This window comes from Streptomyces sp. MBT53 (assembly GCF_016654115.1).
Taxonomy (GTDB): domain Bacteria; phylum Actinomycetota; class Actinomycetes; order Streptomycetales; family Streptomycetaceae; genus Streptomyces.
The window spans coordinates 15,829-35,039 of record NZ_JAEQAZ010000012.1 but is presented as its reverse complement, the minus strand read 5'-3'; the positions used below and the strand labels follow the sequence as shown (position 1 = coordinate 35,039).

The window sequence follows — 19,211 nt, the reverse complement described above, 5'->3', positions numbered from 1 at the left end:
CCGCCCAGCGGATACTCGCGGCACCCCAGAATCCCTGTCACCGTCGGCGGCTTAGTCTTCCGGGGTGAGCAACAACAGCCAGTTCAGCTTCGGTCCTGCCACCGGTGTCGGTTCCCTGCCCGGCGGTGACGCCCGGGAGGCCGCCAAGACCGCGACCGGGGCCTTCGAGAGCTTCCCCTTCCTGCCCGAGCTGCCCGCCCGGGGGCCCGGTGCGGACATGATCGGGCGGACCATCGGGCTGCTCGTCGAGGTGTACGCGCGCGTGGAGCCCAGCGGTTGGCGGATCGGGGACCGGCCGGGGCGGGACACCAAGCGGGCGTGGGCGTGGCTGGGGGAGGATCTCGACGCGTTCGAGGAGTTCACACAGGGGTACGAGGGGCCGATCAAGGTGCAGGCCGTGGGGCCCTGGACCCTCGCCGCCGGGCTGGAGTTGAGGAACGGCGAGGCCGTGCTCTCCGACCCCGGCGCCTGCCGCGACCTCGCCGGCTCGCTCGCCGAGGGCCTGCGCAACCACCTCGCCGACGTGCAACGCCGCGTCCCGGGCGCCCAGATCGTGCTGCAGCTCGACGAGCCGTCCCTCATCGGCGTACTGCGCGGACAGGTCAGGTCCGCCAGCGGCTACCGCACCTACCGCGCCGTCGACCGCCAACTCGTCGAGAGCACACTCCGCGACGTCGTCGGGGTGCACACGGAAGGCCCGGTCGTCGTCCACTCCTGCGCACCGGACGTGCCGTTCGCGCTGCTGCGCCGGGCGGGTGCGGCCGGGGTCTCCTTCGACTTCTCGCTCCTCACCGAGCGTGACGACGATGTGATCGGCGAGGCGGTCGAGGCCGGCACCCGGCTCTTCGCCGGTGTCGTGCCCGGCACGGACTCCGCATTGTCAGACCCTGCCGGTAGCGTCATGGGTGTCAGAACGCTGTGGCGCAGGCTGGGGCTGCGACCGGGACTTCTCGCGGAGTCGGTCACCATCACCCCGTCGTGCGGACTCGCGGGGGCTTCCCCCGAGTACGCGCGCAAGGCTCTCGCCCACTGCGTCCGGGCGGCGAGATCCCTCGCGGACAACCCTGAGTGACGGAAGGACAACACGGTGGCCGGCGACAGGCAGGCGGAGACGACGGTGCCCGCAGAGGCACGGGAGAAGCACGCGCAGCTCGCTGAGCAGATCGAGGAGCACCGCTTCCGGTACTACGTGAACGACGCCCCGGTCGTCAGCGACGCGGAGTTCGACCGACTCCTGCGCGCCCTGGAGGCGTTGGAGGAGGAGTATCCCGAGCTGCGTACGCCAGACTCGCCGACCCAGAAGGTCGCGGGGGCGTACGAGACGGAGTTCACCTCCGTCGTCCACCCCTCCCGCATGCTCTCCCTGGACAACGCGTTCGACGACCTGGAGCTGGCGGCCTGGGCCGAGCGCGTCCACAAGGACGTCGGCGCCTCCGTCCACCACTTCCTGTGCGAGCTGAAGGTCGACGGCCTCGCCGTCAACCTGACGTATGAGCACGGCCGTCTCACGCGCGCGGCGACCCGCGGCGACGGCCGTACGGGCGAGGACATCACGCCCAACGTCCGCACGATCGCCGAGATCCCGGACCGGCTGACCGGCGACCGGGTGCCCGACCTCGTGGAGATCCGCGGCGAGGTCTACTTCCCGATGGAGAAGTTCGAGGAGCTCAACGCCCGCCTGGTCGAGGCCGGCGACAAGCCCTTCGCCAACCCCCGTAACGCGGCGGCGGGTTCACTGCGCCAGAAGGACCCGCGCGTCACCGCCGGCCGCCCCCTGCACATGGTCGTGCACGGCATCGGCACCCTGGAGGGCTTCGACCCCCTCACCCGTCTCTCCGAGGCGTACGCCCTGCTGAAGACCTGGGGCCTGCCCACGTCCACGCACAACAGGGTGGTCGACGACCTCGACGGCGTACGGGAGTTCATCAGGTACTACGGCGAGAACCGGCACTCCGTCGCGCACGAGATCGACGGCGTGGTCGTCAAGCTCGACGAGATCCCCCTCCAGGGACGGCTCGGTTCCACCTCCCGCGCCCCGCGCTGGGCGATCGCGTGGAAGTACGCGCCCGAGGAGGTCAACACCAAACTCGTCAACATCCGCGTGGGCGTGGGCCGTACGGGCCGGGTCACGCCGTACGCCCAGGTCGAGCCGGTGACGGTGGCGGGCTCCGAGGTCGAGTTCGCGACGCTGCACAACCAGGAGGTCGTCAAGGCCAAGGGCGTCCTCATCGGCGACACGGTGGTGCTGCGCAAGGCCGGTGACGTGATCCCGGAGATCCTCGGCCCGGTCGCCGATCTGCGCGACGGCAGCGAGCGGGAGTTCGTGATGCCGGCCGAGTGCCCCGAGTGCGGGACCCCGCTGCGGCCGATGAAGGAGGGCGACATCGACCTCCGCTGCCCGAACGCCCGTGCCTGCCCTGCCCAGTTGAGGGAGCGGCTCTTCTATCTCGCGGGCCGCAAGGCGCTGGACATCGACCACTTCGGCTATGTCTCGGCCGCCGCCCTCACCAAGCCGCTGGAGCCGGCGGACCCGCCGCTGAAGGACGAGGGCGACCTGTTCGGCCTCACCATCGAGCAGTTGCTGCCCATCAAGGCGTACGTCCTCGACCAGGACAGCGGGCTGCCCAAGCGCGACCCGAAGACCGGCGAGGAGAAGATCGCGACGGTCTTCGCCAACCAGCAGGGCGAGCCGAAGAAGAACGCGCTGGCGATGCTGGAGACCATCGCCGCGGCCAAGGACCGCCCGCTCGCCCGGATCCTCACCGGACTGTCGATCCGTCATGTCGGCCCGGTCGCCGCCGAGGCGCTGGCCCGCGAGTTCCGCTCGATCGAGCGTATCGAGCAGGCCACGGAAGAGGAGTTGGCGAACACCGACGGGGTCGGCGCGATCATCGCCGCCTCCCTCAAGGAGTGGTTCGCCGAGGAGTGGCACCAGGAGATCCTCCGCAAGTGGCGGGCCGCCGGGGTCCGCATGGAGGAGGAGGGTTCCGCCGAGGACGAGGGCCCGCGTCCGCTCGAAGGGCTGACCGTCGTCGTGACCGGCACACTCGAACACTTCACGCGGGACGGGGCGAAGGACGCCCTGCAGAGCCGGGGAGCGAAAGTGACCGGTTCTGTTTCGAAGAAGACGTCTTTCGTCGTCGTAGGTGACAATCCTGGTTCCAAGTACGACAAGGCGATGCAGGTCAAGGTGCCGGTTCTGAACGAGGACGGCTTCACCGTTCTGCTGGAACAGGGCCCCGAGGCGGCCGCCGAAGTCGCGCTTCCGGCCGAGGAGTAGCGAGGAGCAGCGGTTGAAGGCCACCCGATCGGCGCATACCAGATGCATACGGGTGGCCGGGTCGCATTCGGGCAACCGTCTACGACCGCTGCCCGTGGAAGCCTTCTGCGGCCTACTGTTGAGGTGTGCACCTGCCGTGCCCAGCTGCGGTTGGGGCAACCCCCTGCTCTTGGTGAGCAAGGGGAAGGGTTTTCCAAACGCGGTTCCGTTGATGGAAGTCGGGCATCGGACCGCGTGGCGTGGGCACCGCCGGCTGTGAGAGGGACGGGAATGGAACCGACCGAGAGCGCCCCCCCGGACTCCCTCCTGCGCCGGCTCACCGGCGCCTGGCGGAAGAGTCGTTGGGGAGCGCGCCCCGTGGAGCGTCCGGGCAGCACCCAGCCGCGCGCCACCGGACAGTACTCCACACCGGACGCGCGCCACGACGCACCGCTCTCCGCAAGCCACGCCTCCCCCCTGCCGGGCGGCGAGACCGGACGGCACCTGAACTGGCCCGCGCTGCCCACGGCCGTGGTGGCCGCGGCCGGCTTCGTCCTGGGCGCCGGCTTCTTCCGGGCGTTCACCGGCGACCACGCGCTCTTCCCGTCCGGCACCGTCGGCTGGTCGCTCGCCGTCCTCACCGGCATCATCGTCGGCCATCTGGTCGCGCTGGGCCGCGCCCGCTGGTGGGGCGGCACCGGCTCGGGCGCCGCCCTCACCCTCGGCGTCCTGCTGCTCTACGGCTGGGTCGCCGCCGGCATGGTCAGCCTCACCGTCGTCGTCCTGGTCGGCATAGCCCGCCGCAACCGCTGGCGCCAGGGCGTGCTGCACGGCGCGGTCGACATCCTCGGCATAGCCGCCGGAGCACTCGTCCTCGGCGCCTTCGGCCGGGTGCCCTCCGTCGAGAAGCCCTGGAACCCGGACACCTGGACGGTCTACACCGCCCCCGAAGTGATCCTGGTGGCCCTCGCCTATCTGGCCGTCACCCGCACCCTGCTCTGGTATCTGCACGCCCCGCGCCACGGCGGACTGCCCACCGTCGCCCGCACCGCCCTGCTCAGACAGGGCCTCGTCGCGGTCGCCCTGCTCGGCATCGCCCCGCTGATCTGTGTGGTCGCGGTCGCCCAGCCGGTCCTGCTGCCCCTCTTCTCGATCCCGCTCATCGCCCTCGACTCCACCCTGTGGATGGCCCGCGCCAGGGCCGAGGAGCAACTGCGCGACCCTCTGACCGGGCTGCCCAACCGGCAGTGGCTCCTGGAGCGCATCTGGACCGCCCTGGACGACGCCGAACGCATCGGCGCCAAAGCCGCGCTCATGCTGATCGACCTCGATCGCTTCCGGTCGGTCAACGACACTCTCGGTCATCTGGCAGGTGACCGGCTGCTGTTGCAGATAGCCGACCGGCTGCGGGTGGCACTGCCGCGCGGGGCGGAGGCCGCGCGGCTCGGCGGCGACGAGTTCGCCGTACTGCTGCCCGTCGCCGACTCCACGACGTCCGCGACCCGGGTCGCCCGCAACCTCGTCGCCGCGCTCAGCTCCCCGCTCGACCTCGACGGGCTCACCCTCGTCCTGGAGGCCAGCGCGGGCGTCGCCGTCTTCCCCGACCACGCCCTTGACGCCGAGGGACTGCTGCGCCGGGCGGACGTCGCGATGTACCAGGCGAAGCGGGACCGTACGGGCGTAGAGGTCTACGAGTCCAAGCGGGACTCCAACACCCCCGACCGGCTGGGCCTGTTGGGGGATCTGCGGCGGGCGCTCGACGCGCACGAGGTGCAGGTGCACTACCAGCCCAAGGTGCGTTTCGACGGTCAGGTCGCGGGGCTTGAGGCGCTGGTGCGGTGGGTTCATCCGGAGCGCGGGAAGGTGCCGCCGGACGAGTTCATAGCGATCGCCGAGTCGTCCGGTCTGATGCCCCATCTGACGGAATACGTGCTCGACACGGCCCTCGCCCAGGTCGCCAGATGGCGGGCCCAGGGCCTGTTCGTGCCGGTCGCGGTGAACGTCTCCCCGCGCGATGTGCACACCCCCGGGTTCGCGGGCTCGGTCGCCGCGCGCCTCGCCCGGCACGGGGTCCCGGCGGGGTCGCTCCAGCTGGAGATCACGGAACACGTCCTCCTGGAGGACCCGCAGCGCGCCGCCGACACGCTCAACGGCCTGACCGGCCACGGCGTCAAGATGTCCCTCGACGACTTCGGCACGGGGTACTCGTCCCTGGTGCATCTACGGCGGCTGCCGGTCAGCGAGTTGAAGATCGACCGGTCGTTCGTGGCGCGGCTCGCGGTGGACACCGAGGATGCGGAGATCGTGCGGTGCACGGTGGATCTCGCGCACTCGCTGGGGCTGCTCGTCGTCGCGGAGGGGGTTGAGGACGACGAGACGTGGGAGCGGTTGCGGGACCTGGGCTGCGACGCCGTACAGGGGTGGCTGGTCGCGGCGGCGATGCCGCCGGAGGACATGACGGCGTGGTTGCTGGCGCGGGGGTCTCGGGGGTGGCAGCGGCCTCGGGCGGCGTTGCCTGCGGCTGCGGCGGATGATCCGGGGCGGCTTGGCTGAAGGCTGCGCCTACGGGGGAGGGGCTTCTGCCGGTTCGCGGCTGCGGGTGCGTCGTGGCCGGTCGCGCAGTTCCCCGCGCCCCTTGCACGCGACCCCGTTGCGAAGTGGACGATCACCAGTCCTGGGCGCGCCCCTGACAACGCAGCCCTCGTTGTGAAGTGGACGATCGGCAGCCCTGGGCGAGGCCTCGCGGAAACCGTTTAACGGCTACGGCCCCCCGCCCCATAGGATTGGCCCCAAACCACACACACTCACCCCAGAGGAACGCTGCATGCCTGGCATCACGCGCGAGGAGGTCGCCCACCTCGCCCGGCTGGCGCGTCTGGAGCTGAAGCCCGAAGAGCTCGAACACTTCGCGGGACAGCTGGACGACATCATCGGCGCGGTCGCCCGCGTCAGCGAGGTCGCCGACCAAGACGTACCGCCGACCTCTCACCCGCTGCCGCTGACGAACGTCATGCGCGCGGACGAGGTCCGTCCCTCGCTCACCCCCGAGCAGGCGCTCTCCGGCGCCCCGGCCCAGGAGCAGCAGCGTTTCAAGGTGCCGCAGATCCTGGGGGAGGACTAATCACCATGACGGACCACAGCAGCATCATCCGGCTCACCGCCGCCGAGACCGCCGCGAACATCGCGTCCGGTGTCCTCACGGCCGTGGAGGTCACCGAGGCCCACCTCGCCCGGATCGAGGAGGTCGACGCGAAGGTGCACGCCTTCCTGCACGTCGACCGCGAGGGTGCCCTCGCGCAGGCCCGTGCCGTCGACGCGAAGCGGGCCAGGGGCGAGGAGTTGGGTCCCCTCGCCGGCGTTCCGCTCGCGCTCAAGGACATCTTCACCACCGAGGGCATCCCGACGACCGTCGGCTCGAAGATCCTCGAGGGCTGGATCCCGCCGTACGACGCGACCGTCACCAAGCGGCTCAAGGCCGCCGACGTCGTCATCCTCGGCAAGACCAACATGGACGAGTTCGCCATGGGGTCCAGCACCGAGAACAGTGCGTACGGGCCCACCGGCAACCCGTGGGACCTCACCAAGATCCCCGGTGGCTCCGGTGGCGGTTCCTCCGCCGCGCTCGCCTCCTTCCAGGCGCCGCTCGCGATCGGTACCGACACCGGCGGCTCGATCCGCCAGCCGGCCGCCGTCACCGGCACGGTCGGCGTCAAGCCGACGTACGGGGCCGTCTCGCGGTACGGCATGGTCGCGTTCTCGTCCTCCCTCGACCAGGGTGGTCCGTGCGCCCGTACGGTCCTGGACGCGGCGCTGCTGCACGAGGTCATCGCCGGGCACGACCCGCTGGACTCGACCTCGATCGACGCCCCGGTCCCGCCGGTCGTCGAGGCCGCCCGTAACGGCAGCGTCGAGGGCATGCGCGTCGGCGTCGTCAAGCAGTTCCGAGGCGAGGGCTACCAGGCCGGTGTCATCCAGCGTTTCGACGAGGCCGTAGAGGTTCTCAAGGAACTGGGCGCCGAGATCGTCGAGTTGGACTGCCCGTCCTTCGACCTCGCCCTGTCGGCGTACTACCTGATCGCGCCGAGCGAGTGTTCGAGCAACCTCGCCCGTTTCGACGGTCTGCGCTACGGCCTCCGTACCGGCGACGACGGCACCCACTCCGCCGAGGAGGTCACCTCCCTCACCCGTGAGGCGGGCTTCGGCCCCGAGGTGAAGCGCCGCATCATGCTCGGGACGTATGCCCTCTCCAGTGGCTACTACGACGCGTACTACGGCAGTGCCCAGAAGGTCCGTACGCTCATCACGCGCGACTTCGAGAAGTCGTTCGAGAGCGTCGATGTGATCGTGTCGCCGACGACGCCGACCACCGCCTTCCCGATCGGCGAGCGTGCCGACGACCCGATGGCGATGTACCTCGCGGACCTGTGCACCATCCCGACCAACCTGGCGGGCAACTCGGCCATGTCGCTGCCCTGCGGTCTCGCGCCGGAGGACGGCCTGCCGGTCGGGCTGCAGATCATCGCCCCGGCGCTGAAGGACGACCGCCTTTACAAGGTCGGCGCCGCCGTCGAGGCCGCCTTCGTGGAAAAGTGGGGGCACCCGCTGCTTGAGGAGGCACCGTCGCTGTGAGCAACGCACTGTCGAAGGCCAAGGGCTTCAAGAAGTCGAAGTCCGGCACGTATGTGTCCATCGCCACCACCGCGTTCGGCGCGCTGGGTGTCGCCAAGCAGATCAAGAAGGCGCGCACCGAGCACGACACGCTCCGTCTGATCGACGCCACGGTCTCCGCCGTCGCGATCGTCACCGGCCTCGCCATCCTGTACCGCGAGCTGAAGCGGCTGGGCGACGACGACGTCCTGCTGGGCTGAGAGGGAAAGTTCACCGTGACCACCACGACCGACCTGGAGTCGTACGAGGACGCTCTCGCGTCGTACGACCCCGTCATGGGCCTTGAGGTCCATGTCGAACTCGGCACCAAGACCAAGATGTTCTGCGGCTGTTCGACCGAACTGGGCGCCGAGCCCAACTCGCAGACCTGCCCGACCTGCCTCGGCATGCCCGGCGCGCTCCCGGTCGTCAACGCGATCGGCGTCGAGTCCGCCATCAAGATCGGCCTCGCGCTGAACTGCGAGATCGCCGAGTGGTGCCGCTTCGCCCGGAAGAACTACTTCTATCCGGACATGCCGAAGAACTTCCAGACCTCCCAGTACGACGAGCCGATCGCCTTCAACGGCTACCTCGACGTACAGCTGGAGGACGGCGAGACCTTCCGGGTGCAGATCGAGCGCGCCCACATGGAGGAGGACACCGGCAAGTCGCTGCACGTCGGCGGCGCGACGGGCCGTATCCACGGCGCCTCGCACTCGCTGCTCGACTACAACCGCGCCGGCATCCCGCTCATCGAGATCGTCACCAAGCCGATCGAGGGCGCGGGTGAGCGAGCTCCCGAGGTCGCGAAGGCCTACGTCGCCGAGCTGCGCGAGCTGATCCGGGCGCTCGGTGTGTCCGAGGCGCGCATGGAGCAGGGGCAGATGCGCTGCGACGTGAACCTGTCGCTGCGCCCGCACGGCCGCGAGAAGTTCGGCACGCGGAGCGAGACCAAGAACGTCAACTCCCTTCGTTCCGTGGAGCGTGCCGCCCGCTACGAGATCCAGCGCCACGCCGCGGTGCTGAACTCCGGCGGCACGATCATCCAGGAGACCCGCCACTTCCACGAGGACACCGGGTCGACGACCTCGGGCCGCGTGAAGGAGGAGGCGGAGGACTACCGGTACTTCCCGGAGCCCGACCTGGTGCCGGTGGCCCCCTCGCGCGAGTGGGTCGAGGAGATCCGTACCGGACTGCCCGAGCAGCCGCTGGCCCGCCGCAACCGGCTGCGCGAGGAGTGGGGGATCAGCGCGTTCGACATGCAGTCGATCCTCAACGCCGGTGCCATCGACTCCATCGTCGCCACGATCGACGCCGGTGCCGACTCGGCCTCCGCGCGCAAGTGGTGGATGGGCGAACTGGCGCGCAGCGCCAACGAGTCGGGCACCTCGATCGACGAGCTGGCCATCACGCCGGAGCAGGTCGCCCGGGTCACCGCCCTGGTGACCGCCGGTGAGCTGAACGACAAGCTGGCCCGCCAGGTCATCGAGGGCGTTCTCGCCGGCGAGGGCACCCCGGACGAGGTCGTCGAGAAGCGCGGTCTGAAGGTCGTCTCCGACGACGGCGCCCTCACCACCGCCGTCCAGGAGGCCATCGCCGGCAACCCGGGCATCGCCGACAAGATCCGCGGCGGCAAGGTCGCCGCGGCCGGTGCCCTGGTCGGCGCGGTCATGAAGGCGACCCGCGGTCAGGCCGACGCGGCCCGCGTCAAGGAACTGATCCTGGAGCAGCTGGGCGTCAGCGAGGGCTGAGCCGCCGTAGGAAATCAACATCCCTGGGGACGCGTCGACTGAGACGCATCCCCAGGGATGTTCGGTGAACGGGCCCCTCCGGTTCTGCGTAGCTTCCTGTGGGAGAGCAACGAGATTGTGGAGGACGTCGGTTGGCCGTGCACGAGGTCTCTCAGGAGGACGCGCTACTCTCGCCCGCCATGGACGGAAGCGGAGAATCCGAGACACCGGACTTCGACGATCCCGCACTGGACGCGCGGCGGGCCCGCTGGACCGCGGCCCTGACCGGCGCGGTGCTGGCGCTGGCCGGGGTGGCCGCGGCGGCGCTCCGGGCCACCGGTTCCGAACCCGTGCTGGTCCCGGCCGCCTATGCCGTGGGTGCCGCGCTGTGCGCCCTCGCGTCGGTGCTCGGCTCCCGGGGCCGTACCAGACGGGCGTTGTGGCTGCTGGTCGTCGGCGCGATGGTGATGGCGCTGGGGGACCAGTTCGACTGAGGCCCCCGCTGGGGTGACAGAGTCGCCGTTACTGTCCTGTGATCTGGCTCCCACTCTCGTGAGGAAGCCCACGAACGCGATGAACGATCACTTTCGGCTGCGAGAGTGGGCCGCGTATTGCTCATGCGTTCTTTGCGGGCTGTTCATCCTTCGGACGATGTTTCCCGGTCAAAGATCCACAATTCGCCATCCCCGGGAGCACGTTCGTGGCAGCCCTTGCCCGCTGGTGTGTTCGGCACCGCCTCGCCGCCGTCCTGCTGTGGCTCCTCGCGTTCGGCGGGGTCACCGCTGCCGCCGCCGTCACCGGCTCCGCGTACTCGAACGACTACGAGGCCCCCGGCACCGAGTCGGGCCGCGCGACCCAGCTCCTCAAGGAGGCGTTTCCGGGCCTCGGCGGCGACAGCGACACCGTCGTCTGGCGCACCTCGCCCGGCTCCGTCCGCGCCGCCGACGTCGAACAGACCATGACCGACGCCCTGGACAAGATCTCCGATCTGCCCGGAGTCGCCTCCGTGGTCAGCCCGTACGACGGCCAGGGCACCGGCCGGATCAGCGCCGACGGGCGGACCGCCTACGCCACCGTCACCTTCGCGCACCAGGCCGAGGACATCGACAAGTCCGAGGCACAGGCGGTCGTCCGCGCCGCCAAGGCCGCCGAGACCGACGGGCTCCAGGTCGAGCTGGGCGGCAGCGCCATCGCGCTCACCGAGTCGTCGAGCGGGCACACCGCCGAGATCGTCGGAGTGGCCGTCGCCGCCCTCGTACTGTTCCTCGCCTTCGGCTCGCTCGCCGCCTCGCTGCTGCCCATCGCCACCGCCCTTGTGAGCGTCGGCACCGCCTACGCGGCGATCGTGCTGCTCGGCCACGCCATGACCGTCGCCGACTTCGCGCCCATGCTCGGCATGCTGGTCGGGCTCGGCGTCGGCATCGACTACGCCCTCTTCATCGTGACCCGGCACCGGCGCGGGCTGAAACGCGGGCTGTCCGTCACCGAGGCGGTCACCAACGCGGTCGTCACCACCGGGCGCGCGGTCGTCTTCGCGGGCGCCACCGTGTGCATAGCCCTCCTGGGGATGCTGATCCTGCGGCTCGGCTTCCTCAACGGGGTCGCCGTCGCCGCCTCGTTGACCGTGATATTCACCGTCGCGGCCTCCGTGACCCTGCTCCCGGCCCTCCTCTCCTTCATCGGCCCGCGGGCGCTCAGCCGCCGCGAACGGCGCCGGCTCGCCGAGCACGGGCCCCAGCCGGAGCTGCCCACCGGCCTCGCCGCCCGCTGGTCGGCGTTCGTCGAGCACCACCCCAAACTCCTCGGCGCCCTCGCCCTGGTCGTCATCACCGTCCTCGCCCTGCCGACCCTCTCGCTCCACCTGGGCACCTCCGACCAGGGCAACGACCCGAAGACGTCGACCACCCGCCAGGCCTACGACCTCCTCGCTGGGGGCACCTCCCGCTCGAAGAGTGGGGGAGGCTTCGGGCCGGGCGTCAACGGCCCCCTCACCCTCGTCACGAAGATCGACGGCGCCGAGGACAGGCTCACCCTCGACAACCTCGCCGCCACCCTCCGCACCACCGAGGGCGTCGCCTCAGTGACCCCGGTGACCTACGACGGCGGCGGCTCCACCGGCTACTTCAGCGTCGTACCGGACTCGGCACCGCAGTCCCAGAAGACCAGCGACCTCGTTGACCGGCTGCGCACCGAGGTGCTGCCCCGGGCCGAGACGGGCACCTCCCTCGACATCCACGTCGGCGGGGTGACGGCGAGCTACGACGACTTCGCCGACGTGATCGTCGGCAAACTCCCGCTCTTCGTCGGGGTCGTGATCTCGCTCGGCTGTGTGCTGCTCCTGCTCGCCTTCCGGTCCGTCGGCATCCCCCTCAAGGCCGCCGCGATGAACGTCGCCGCCGTGGCCGCCGCCTTCGGAGTCGTCGTCGCGATCTTCCAGTGGGGCTGGGGCAGCGAGTTCCTCGGCCTCGGCCGGGCCGGACCCATCGAACCCTTCCTCCCCGTGATCATGGTGTCGGTCCTCTTCGGACTCTCCATGGACTACCAGGTCTTCCTGGTCAGCCGGATGTACGAGGAATGGCTGGAAACCGGCGACAACCGGCGGGCCGTCCGCGTCGGCCTCGCCGAGACCAGCCGGGTCATCAACTCGGCCGCCGTCATCATGATCTCGGTCTTCCTCGCCTTCGTGCTCAGCGGCGACCGCGTGATCGCCATGTTCGGCATCGCGCTCGCCTCCGCCGTCGCCCTGGACGCCTTCGTCCTGCGCACCCTCCTGGTGCCCGCCCTCATGCACCTGCTCGGCGGCGCCAACTGGTGGCTGCCCCACCGCCTGGACCGCGTCCTGCCCCGCATCAGCATCGAGCCCCCCGAGTGCCGCGCCGCCCATGAGAGGCTGGCCGCTGCGACGGACGCCGAGGTGGCGGACGTACTGGCGAAGGAGCGGGAGCAGGATGTACGCGATATCCCTGGGTGACGACGGGGCCGAACTGCGTCCCCTGGAGCCGTGGCACGCCGAAGAGTTCCTCGCCCACCTGGACCGCGGCCGGGAGTTCATCGGCCAGTACATCTCCTTCGGCTCCCAGGAGACGGACGTCGAGTCCGCGCGGGCCATGCTCCAGCGCTACGCCGACCTGCGCGCCGCCGACAGCGCGTCCCTGCACGGCATCTGGCTGGACGGCAAGCTCGTCGGCGGTGTCCTCTTCCTCAACTTCCACGCCGACCAGGGCAACTGCGAGGTCGGCTGCTGGCTGGAACCCGCCGCCGCCGGGCGGGGGTTGATCACGCGCGCGATACGGATCCTCATCGACTTCGCCATCGAACAGCGCGGTATCCACCGGGTCGAATGGCATGCCGCCGCGGGCAATGAGAAGAGCCTGAATGTTGCCCGCCGCATGGGCATGACCAGGGACGGGGTCCTGCGCCAGTCGCACCCCTTTGGGGGCGTCCGGCACGACATCGAGGTGTGGTCCGTGCTCGCCCCCGAGTGGCGCGAGGCACGCGCGCGTGCCTGACACAGCGATCTTTAAGGAACTTCTCAGAAACCACCCCTACCGTGCGCACCATGGGTACCAAGACTGTTGACGAGGCCGCGAACGAGGCCACCGAGGTGAAGAGCGACGCGGAAACCGTCGACGTCACCAAGACCGATGTGACGAAGACCGATGTCACCAAGACCGACGAGGAAGTGACCGAGCAGGAAGCCGCGGACACGGAGACCACCGAGGCCGAGGCCGAGGCCTCCGAGGACGAGGACGACCTCACCGAGGAGGAGTACGCGGCCGAGCTCGCGAAGCTCGGACTCGAGGAGCCGGAAGGTTCCTCCGGCGTCGGCCAGGGTGCCGCCGCCGTCGTCTCCGCCGCGCTCGGCTTCATCTCGCTCTCCGGCGGCTGGATCGGCACCGTCGCCGGCGCCCGCGCGCAGCTCAACGGCCAGCTCCACACCGCGTCCACCGCGAGCGTGGCCACCCAGATCAAGGAGGTCTACGGCACCTCCTGGCACGCCACCGCGATCTGGGCCGGGCTCTTCGCGCTCGTGGCCGCCCTCGTGGGCGTCGGCGCGCTCGTCCGGCCCGCGTTCGGCACCCCGGGCAAGCCGCAGGCCACCTGGATCAAGTCGGTCGCCTGGGCGGGCGTCGTGCTCGGCGTCGTAGGCCTGCTCCTGGCCGTCCTCAAGTACACCGACGCCCTGCTCGCCCTGCCGTCCGCGACCTGAGTCACCGCAGTTCATCAGGGGTCTTAGGCCCTCCGTAAGCACCTTACGGAGGATCTGAGGCCCCTTACGCGCGTCTAAGGCCCGCCCGGCCCCGCAAGATGCGGAACTCTCCCGATGTGGCGGACCCCCCTTGGAGACGAAGGTTGAGGCATCGCAGAAAGCGAAGCCCGAAAACCGCCTCCACCAAGGGACTTGAGATGTACGAGTACGAGATCCACCAGCTCCGTTCCGCCGAACTCCGCCGGCAGGCCGCCAACGAGCGGCTGGCCCGCGAGGCCGTCCGCAGCCGCCGCGCCGCCCGCCGCGAGCAGGCCCGGCAGGCCGCCGAGAGCGAGGTGCATACCGAACGCCCGCGCAGGCACCTGTTCGCCCGCGCCTCGTGACCGGCCGGGCGCGGGAGGGCGGCCGTACCGCGCCCGCCCGGCAGACCGGCGGGATCCTCCTCCGCGCGGCCGCCCTCCCGAAAACGGGTGCCGCGTTGTCAGACCCGCGTGACATCCTCGGGACCGTGGAGACCAGGTCCGTCAGTCCGGTCTTCGTCGGCCGGGCCGACGAACTGGACACGCTGAACGACGCGCTCGCCCGCGCTGCCGCGGGCGAGCCGCAGGCGTTGCTGCTGGGCGGCGAGGCCGGCGTCGGCAAGACCCGGCTGGTCGAGGAGTTCGCCACCGCCGCCTGCCGCCGGGGCGCCGTCATCGCGCTCGGCGGCTGCGTCGAGATCGGCGCGGACGGCCTGCCCTTCGCCCCGTTCTCCACCGCCCTGCGCGCCCTGCGCCGCGAACTCCCCGCCGAGCTGTCCGCGGCCGCCGCCGGCCAGGAGGAGGAACTCGCCCGACTGCTCCCCGAGTTGGCGGAGACCCCCACGGCACACCGGGCCAGCCGCGGTGACGAGGAGGGCATGGCCCGCCTCTTCGAACTCACCGCACGCCTCCTGGAGCGCGTCGCCGCCGACCGCACGGTCGTCGTCGCCCTGGAGGACCTGCACTGGGCCGACGCCTCCACCCGCCACCTCCTCGCCTATCTCTTCCGCACCCTGCGCACCGGCCGCCTCCTCGTCCTCGCCACCTACCGCGCCGACGACATCCACCGCCGCCACCCGCTGCGCCCCCTCCTCGCAGAACTCGACCGGCTCCGCACGGTCCGCCGGATCGAACTCGGCCGCTTCAACCGGCAGGAAGTGGGCCGTCAGATCGCCGGCATCCGCGCCGCCGAACCCGACCAGGCCCAGGTCGACGAGATCTTCCGACGCTCCGACGGCAACGCGTTCTTCGTCGAGGAACTCGCCGTCGCCGCCCAGGACGGCTGCCGCACCGGCCTCACCGACTCCCTGCGCGACCTGCTCCTCGTCCGCGTCGAGTCGCTGCCCGAGAGCGCCCAGCGGGTCGCCCGGATCGTCGCCGAGGGCGGCTCCACCGTCGAGTACCGACTGCTCGCCGCCGTCGCCCGGCTCGCCGAGGACGACCTCATCGAGGCACTGCGGGCGGCCGTCGGCGCCAACATCCTCCAGGCCGCGCCCGGCGGCGACGGCTACCGCTTCCGGCACTCCCTGGTCCGCGAGGCGGTCGGCGACGACCTGCTGCCCGGCGAGCGCTCCCGCCTCAACCGCCGCTACGCCGAAGCCCTGGAGGCCGACCCGACGCTGGTCCCCGCCGACCAGCGCGTCATGCGGCTGGCCAGCTACTGGTACCAGGCCCACGACCCCGCCAAGGCCCTCCCCGCCGTCCTGGACGCCTCCGTCGCGGCCCGCGGCCGGCACGCCTACTCCGAGCAACTGCGGCTCCTGGAGCGGGCGATGGAGCTGTGGGACACCGTCCCCGACGCCGTGCGCGCGGAGCTGCGCCCCGTCGACTACACCGAGGTCTACCCTCCCTGCGGCTGCGAGCCGGAGACCGCACCCCTGCGCTACCTCGACCTGATGGCGGAGGCCGCCGTCGCCGGACGGCTCAGCGGGGAGCGCGAGCGCGCCCTGAAGATCACCAAGCGGGCCCTGCACCTCATCAACGACGAGGCGGACCCGCTGCGGGCCGCCTGGTTCTGGGTGCAGCGCTCCGTCCTGGTCCGGCACCAGGGCCGCGGCGACGGCTGGTCGGAACTCGCCTCCGCGCAGGAGCTGGTGCGCGGCCTGCCGCCCTCCGAGGTGCACGCGGAGGTACTGGCCAAGGTCGCCGGCTGGTCGATGGTGCACGTCCCGGGACCGGGCGCCTATGTGGCCGCCGAGCGCGCGGTCGAGTACGCGCGCATGGTGGGTGCCCGCGAGATCGAGATGGACGCCCGCCTCACCCTGGCCGGCCTCATGGTCGCCTCCGGCGATGTCGAGGCGGGCCTCGCCGAACTCGTCGAGGTCAACGAACGGACGGTCGCCGAGGGCATCTCCACCGTCGCGGGCCGCAGTTATGTGAACCTCCCGTCCTCCCTCGAAACCGTCGGCCGCTCCCGCGAGGCCGTACCGATCCTGGAGACCGGGCTCGCCTTCGCCAAGAAGTACGGCCAGTTCGACAAGGAGGCCTGGATCTGGGGCAACCTCGCCGAATCCCTCTTCACCCTGGGCCGCTGGGACGAGGCCGCCGAGGCCGCGACCAAGGCCGAGCACGTGGGCCAGAGCTCCAAACCCCGCGGCTTCCACGCCCGCCTCCTGGCCGAACTCGCGCTCGCCCGGGGCGAGGTGGCCGAGGCCCGCCGCCAACTGGCCGCCGCCCGCGAGCACTTCGGCACCCATGACGTCGCACCCCAGCACCACCAGCCCCTGGAGCGGATCGAGATCCAGGTCGCCGCCGCCGAGGGCCGACTCCTCGACGCCCGCGCCACTCTCGAACGGGTCCTGGACTCCGGCTTCCGGCCCGGCACCCACTTCGAGACCTGGCCCCTGCTGGTGGCCGCGGCCGTCGCCGAGGCCCAGGCCATCGGCCTGCCCGCCGCCGACCCCGGCCGCCCCGAGATCCTCGAACGCATCCGGAAGGCCGCCAAGCCAGTCGCGACCAATGCGCCCGTGTGGCAGGCCCACGAGCGCTGGCTCCGCGCCGAACTGCTGCGCGCCGAGGGCCGCTGCACCCCGGACGACTGGTCCGAGGCGGTCGCCGCCTTCGAGTGCCTCGACCGCCCCTACGACCTCGCCCGCGTCCGCCACCGCCTCGCCGAAGCGCTTCTGTCCGGGACCGGCGGCGACACCGGCACCGACACTGGCACCGAGACCGACGGCGGCAGCGGTGACGACCGGCGCGACCGCGCCACCGAACTGCTTCGGCTGTCCGGCGCCGTCGCCGAGCACCTGGGCGCCCGCCCCCTCGCCGACTCCGTCGCCCTGCTCGCCCAGCGGGCCCGGCTGACGCTCACCAGGGTCCCGGCGCCGAGAGCCGTCTCCGCCGACCCGGTCGAGGCGCTCGGTCTCACCAGCCGGGAGCGTGACGTCCTGCGCCTGGTCTCCGCAGGCCGCACCAACCGCCAGATCGCGGAGGAACTCTTCATCTCCCCGAAGACCGCGAGCGTCCACGTCTCGAACATCCTCGGCAAGCTGGGCGTCTCCGGCCGGGGCGAGGCGGCGGCCGTGGCCCACCGGCTGGGGCTGTTCCCGCCCGACCCGCTCACCGTGCGTTCGGCCGGATGAGTCGTACGCTGTAGGGGACCGGCCAGGGGAGGCCCCGTGTTCAACATGTTCGAGGAACTGTTCTCACCGGGCCGCAAGCACACCCAGGACGAGGCCAACCGGCTGGAGCTGACCAGGGTCGACGTCGCCGACGGCGACCCCGGACGCGGCCCGATAGACCTGGAGTCCGGCAAGGTCGTCGTACGCCTGCCGGACCCCTCCGCCGATGACGGCGACGCGTCCGCTACGACACCTGAAGCTCCAGAATCCGGTCGTCCCCCGACTTAGGCGTGCCTCGCCCGTCCGTGTTGCTGGTCACCAGCCACAGCTTGTCGTCGCCGGCCGACACCACCGTGCGCAGGCGGCCGTACTCGCCGTTGAGGAAGGACTGCGGGGCGGCCGACGCCTTGGTGCCGTCCAGCGGGATGCGCCACAGGCGCTGTCCCTTCAGGCCCGCCATCCATATGGAGCCCTCGGCATAGGCGATGCCGCTGGGGGAGGCGTCGTCCGTGTGCCACTGGGTGATCGGGTTGTGGTACTTGGGGTCGCTGCCCTTGCCCTCCGCGTTCGGCCAGCCGTAGTCGTCGCCCGGTGTGATCGCGTTCAGCTCGTCCCAGGTGTCCTGGCCGAACTCCGAGGCGAACAGCCGCTGCTTGGAGTCCCAGGCCAGACCCTGCACATTGCGGTGGCCGTAGGTGTACACCGCCGAGTTCGGGAACGGGTTGCCCGGCGCCGGGTCGCCCTCCGGGGTCAGTCGCAGGATCTTGCCGCCCAGGGACTTCTTGTCCTGTGCCAGACCCCGCTGACCGCTCTCGCCCGTGCCCGCGTACAGCATCCCGTCCGGGCCGAAGGCGATCCGGCCGCCGTTGTGGATATAGCCCTTGGGGATGCCCTTGAAGATCGTGTCCGGGGCGCCCAGCTGTTCACCGGCGGGCTTCTTCTCGTCGTACAGCATGCGGACGATGCGGTTGTCCGAGGCCGAGGTGAAGTAGGCGTAGATCATGTGGTCCGAGGCGTAGTCCGGGGAGAGTGCGATGCCGAGGAGGCCGCCCTCGCCCGCCGCGGAGACCCCGGAGACACTGCCCAGCTCGGTCTTCCGGCCGGTCTTCTCGGTGATCCGGGTGATCGTGCCGTCGTCGCGGGAGGAGACGAGCAGGTTCCCGTCGGGCAGCGCGGCCAGGCCCCAGGGGGTCTTCAGGCCCTCGGTGACCGTGCGCAGCACCTTCACCGTGCCCTTGGCGGGCGGGAGCTGCGCGGCGGGCTGTCCGGAGGACGACGACCCCGTGGCCGTACCGGCGCTGCCGAACGGCGCGGTGGTGCGGGAGCCTGGCAGTGTGCCGTCGCCGGAGGAGCAGCCGGCCGTCAGCAGGAGTGCGGTCACGGCCAGGGCGGCCGACACGACTCGACGTTGCACGATCAGGTCCCTTCGACGGGCGGGTTCTACTTGTCATACACCGCTCGCGCCGCACAGGTTCCCGATCATCGACGACCGACGCAGGATCGAGCCCTGTCCCGCGTGCGGCCGTAAGACGGCGGAGGCGTTGCCATCAGGGGCTCCGCCGCAGGCGACGCGGAGCGACGGGGCCCCGCCCGGTCGAGCGGAGCCCGAGACCGGGGGAGACCGGCGACAACGCGGCAGCCGCACCCGCAGCCGCACGCACCGCACCCCGCTCACCGGCGCCGATCAGTTGCCACCGCTTCCCGGCGCCCTGATCCGCCGGACAGGTTCTGGGCCGTGTCCGCGAAGTCCCTCCCCCAGCCTTCAGCCGGGGGAACCCCAGAGCA

Annotated in this window: 15 protein-coding genes; 14 read left to right on the top strand and 1 reads right to left on the bottom strand. The window is 71.0% G+C overall.

What is annotated here, in order from left to right; genetic code table 11:
- Positions 1-64 precede the first annotated feature (64 nt).
- From JHN45_RS06845 to JHN45_RS06780, 14 genes are all read left to right on the top strand, one after another.
- Positions 65-1,072, top strand: coding sequence for a methionine synthase (locus tag JHN45_RS06845; RefSeq protein WP_201048372.1), 1,008 nt, complete (start codon positions 65-67; stop codon positions 1,070-1,072).
- A gap of 15 nt (positions 1,073-1,087) precedes the next feature.
- Positions 1,088-3,280 carry an NAD-dependent DNA ligase LigA gene (gene ligA, locus JHN45_RS06840; protein ID WP_201048371.1) on the top strand — a complete coding sequence of 731 codons (2,193 nt, stop codon included), beginning with the start codon at positions 1,088-1,090 and terminating at the stop codon, positions 3,278-3,280.
- Between the two features lie 270 nt (positions 3,281-3,550).
- Positions 3,551-5,812, top strand: coding sequence for a bifunctional diguanylate cyclase/phosphodiesterase (locus tag JHN45_RS06835; RefSeq protein WP_200710232.1), 2,262 nt, complete (start codon positions 3,551-3,553; stop codon positions 5,810-5,812).
- Between the two features lie 271 nt (positions 5,813-6,083).
- Positions 6,084-6,380, top strand: coding sequence for an Asp-tRNA(Asn)/Glu-tRNA(Gln) amidotransferase subunit GatC (gatC, locus tag JHN45_RS06830; protein ID WP_007384860.1), 297 nt, complete (start codon positions 6,084-6,086; stop codon positions 6,378-6,380).
- Positions 6,381-6,385: 5 nt separating this feature from the next.
- Positions 6,386-7,888, top strand: coding sequence for an Asp-tRNA(Asn)/Glu-tRNA(Gln) amidotransferase subunit GatA (gene gatA / locus JHN45_RS06825; protein ID WP_200710231.1), 1,503 nt, complete (start codon positions 6,386-6,388; stop codon positions 7,886-7,888).
- Positions 7,885-8,127 carry a hypothetical protein gene (locus tag JHN45_RS06820; protein WP_019068646.1) on the top strand — a complete coding sequence of 81 codons (243 nt, stop codon included), beginning with the start codon at positions 7,885-7,887 and terminating at the stop codon, positions 8,125-8,127. Before gatA ends, JHN45_RS06820 begins: the two co-directional genes overlap by 4 nt.
- Positions 8,128-8,142: 15 nt before the next feature.
- Positions 8,143-9,657, top strand: coding sequence for an Asp-tRNA(Asn)/Glu-tRNA(Gln) amidotransferase subunit GatB (gatB, locus tag JHN45_RS06815; RefSeq protein ID WP_200710230.1), 1,515 nt, complete (start codon positions 8,143-8,145; stop codon positions 9,655-9,657).
- Positions 9,658-9,836: 179 nt separating this feature from the next.
- The gene (locus tag JHN45_RS06810; protein WP_200710229.1) at positions 9,837-10,130 is read left to right on the top strand and encodes a hypothetical protein; all 294 of its coding nucleotides are present in this window, start codon (positions 9,837-9,839) and stop codon (positions 10,128-10,130) included.
- Between the two features lie 206 nt (positions 10,131-10,336).
- Positions 10,337-12,607 carry an MMPL family transporter gene (locus JHN45_RS06805; protein WP_200710228.1) on the top strand — a complete coding sequence of 757 codons (2,271 nt, stop codon included), beginning with the start codon at positions 10,337-10,339 and terminating at the stop codon, positions 12,605-12,607.
- A complete protein-coding gene (locus tag JHN45_RS06800) occupies positions 12,585-13,145 on the top strand; it encodes a GNAT family N-acetyltransferase (protein WP_200710227.1) in 561 nt (186 codons plus the stop codon). The genes JHN45_RS06805 and JHN45_RS06800 overlap by 23 nt, the downstream gene beginning before the upstream one ends.
- A 50-nt stretch (positions 13,146-13,195) precedes the next feature.
- Positions 13,196-13,846: a hypothetical protein gene (locus JHN45_RS06795; RefSeq protein WP_200710226.1), complete on the top strand. Its 651-nt coding sequence runs from the start codon at positions 13,196-13,198 to the stop codon at positions 13,844-13,846.
- Positions 13,847-14,043: 197 nt separating this feature from the next.
- Positions 14,044-14,229 carry a hypothetical protein gene (locus JHN45_RS06790; protein WP_200710225.1) on the top strand — a complete coding sequence of 62 codons (186 nt, stop codon included), beginning with the start codon at positions 14,044-14,046 and terminating at the stop codon, positions 14,227-14,229.
- Positions 14,230-14,342: 113 nt separating this feature from the next.
- The gene (locus JHN45_RS06785) at positions 14,343-17,447 is read left to right on the top strand and encodes a helix-turn-helix transcriptional regulator (protein ID WP_200710251.1); all 3,105 of its coding nucleotides are present in this window, start codon (positions 14,343-14,345) and stop codon (positions 17,445-17,447) included.
- Between the two features lie 45 nt (positions 17,448-17,492).
- A complete protein-coding gene (locus JHN45_RS06780; RefSeq protein ID WP_234467888.1) occupies positions 17,493-17,714 on the top strand; it encodes a DUF6191 domain-containing protein in 222 nt (73 codons plus the stop codon).
- Here the strand turns inward: JHN45_RS06780 and JHN45_RS06775 are convergent.
- On the bottom strand, positions 17,671-18,825 hold the full coding sequence (locus tag JHN45_RS06775; RefSeq protein WP_200710250.1) for a sorbosone dehydrogenase family protein: 1,155 nt from the start codon (positions 18,823-18,825) through the stop codon (positions 17,671-17,673). The genes JHN45_RS06780 and JHN45_RS06775 overlap by 44 nt on opposite strands.
- Between the last annotated feature and the right edge of the window lie 386 nt (positions 18,826-19,211).

Coding starts and splice junctions, on each gene's coding strand:
- JHN45_RS06835 (WP_200710232.1), top strand. CDS start 3,551: ATGGAACCGACCGAGAGCGCCCCCCCGGACTCCCTCCTGCGCCGGCTC.
- gatC (WP_007384860.1), top strand. CDS start 6,084: ATGCCTGGCATCACGCGCGAGGAGGTCGCCCACCTCGCCCGGCTGGCG.
- gatA (WP_200710231.1), top strand. CDS start 6,386: ATGACGGACCACAGCAGCATCATCCGGCTCACCGCCGCCGAGACCGCC.
- JHN45_RS06810 (WP_200710229.1), top strand. CDS start 9,837: ATGGACGGAAGCGGAGAATCCGAGACACCGGACTTCGACGATCCCGCA.
- JHN45_RS06800 (WP_200710227.1), top strand. CDS start 12,585: ATGTACGCGATATCCCTGGGTGACGACGGGGCCGAACTGCGTCCCCTG.
- JHN45_RS06795 (WP_200710226.1), top strand. CDS start 13,196: ATGGGTACCAAGACTGTTGACGAGGCCGCGAACGAGGCCACCGAGGTG.
- JHN45_RS06790 (WP_200710225.1), top strand. CDS start 14,044: ATGTACGAGTACGAGATCCACCAGCTCCGTTCCGCCGAACTCCGCCGG.
- JHN45_RS06780 (WP_234467888.1), top strand. CDS start 17,493: ATGTTCGAGGAACTGTTCTCACCGGGCCGCAAGCACACCCAGGACGAG.